Source organism: Streptomyces sp. NPDC026062, from assembly GCF_055568375.1.
Genome location: NZ_JBVHOQ010000133.1, coordinates 1 through 1,382, shown reverse-complemented (window position 1 = coordinate 1,382; position 1,382 = coordinate 1). Strand labels below are relative to the sequence as shown.

2 protein-coding genes are annotated in these 1,382 nt (G+C 65.1%); both read right to left on the bottom strand.

Annotation, left to right across the window (positions count from 1 at the left end):
• Positions 1-92: 92 nt before the first annotated feature.
• Positions 93-764 (bottom strand): class I SAM-dependent methyltransferase, encoded by a 672-nt coding sequence (locus tag ACZ4LX_RS38150; protein WP_467652010.1) that lies wholly within the window; start codon positions 762-764, stop codon positions 93-95.
• A 67-nt stretch (positions 765-831) separates the two neighbouring features.
• Positions 832-1,284 (bottom strand): glycine-rich domain-containing protein, encoded by a 453-nt coding sequence (locus ACZ4LX_RS38145; protein ID WP_467652008.1) that lies wholly within the window; start codon positions 1,282-1,284, stop codon positions 832-834.
• Positions 1,285-1,382: the final 98 nt, after the last annotated feature.

Genomic DNA, 1,382 nt, shown 5'->3' with positions numbered 1-1,382 from the left:
GAACACCTCCCTCAACGGCACGGGGCCCTGTCCGTTGCCCATCCCGACCTCACACCGGCCCGTCACCTGATCAGTGGCCACACTGAAAATGCTCACTCACACACCGTCAACGAGCCTGAATCCAAAGCGTTTCGGATCAATAGGAGGGTTCCTACCTTCTGTCCTTTAGGGGGAGGGATGATCTCGGCTTTGGAATTCGAGTACCCCGAAGAGGCCAGAAGGGCCGACCATTCCTCTGGGGTGTAGTCCCACCTGGTTACTGCCCTGGCCTCTCTCAGGGTGCCGACCGGTTCCGAGCCGGCCGAGGGGGGCTTGTGGGAGAAGGCCAGCACCCCACCAGGGGAAAGCCGCTTCCGGATCAGAGGGAGGAGCTGTTCAGGGGCCGTGAACCAGACAGGCCCGAAGACGGACAGGACCACATCGAGGGGGCCGTCTGTGCGGCACAGGTAGTCGGTCACCTCTGCCGTATGGAAGGTGAGGCCGGGGAGGTGGCCCCATCGCGCTACGGCCTTCTCACGTTGGCTGGGGGCGATGTCCACGCCGATGCACTCGGCCCCGAACGTGGAGAGATGGGCAAGGTTGCATCCCGTGCCGCAGCCCAACTCCAGAACGGTCCGGCCTTGAAGTTCTCCGAGGATCGATTCATCAGGGCCGTGGTCGGCGTACTGCGTCCAGTTCAACCACGTCTTGGCCCCGGAAGCGTTGGCGTCCCTCCGTGGCGTCCGTCCCTGGGCGTACCGCTCCCAGGCGTCAACGACCTCCATACAGAACCTTTCCTCATGGCGGCAACTCCCCCCGTCTCCGGGGGGAGTTGCCACGGTCCGTGCGGTGTTACTTCCCGCTGTTGGGGCTGTCGGTGCACCCGGCGTGGCACTGGGAGCAGTCGGCCGCGTCCTTCATGGTCCACAGCTCCGGGTCGATCTCGAAGCCGGAAGCCTTGATGGCCTTGACCGTGTCCCGCAGGGCGGGGGGCTCCCCGGCTCCCTCTCCGGGCAGGTGCGGGACGTGGTGGATGTAGCGTCCCGCGTGCTGGTCGCAGAACGCCATGTAGTTGACCGAGTCGAGCACGAACGAGTGGACGCCCAGGTCCACGGCCTGGGAGGGCCCCATGCGCGTCTCGGGGCACTCGGCTGAGGTCACCAGGTAGGCGACGGCCTGACCGAAGATGCGCTCAGCCAGGTCACGTCCCATGACGTGATCCCGCATGATCAGCCGGACTTCCCTGTCCCACACCTGGATGGGGACGAGACTCCGGGGGTCTCGGACCTGTACCGCTGTTGCCATCAGTGAGCCTCTTCGAGTTGGCCCCCGATCGGGTGATGGGCCGTGAAGTGCAACGAGCGAGGCCCCCGGGCTGTTGATCGAGATGTCTGACGTCTCAA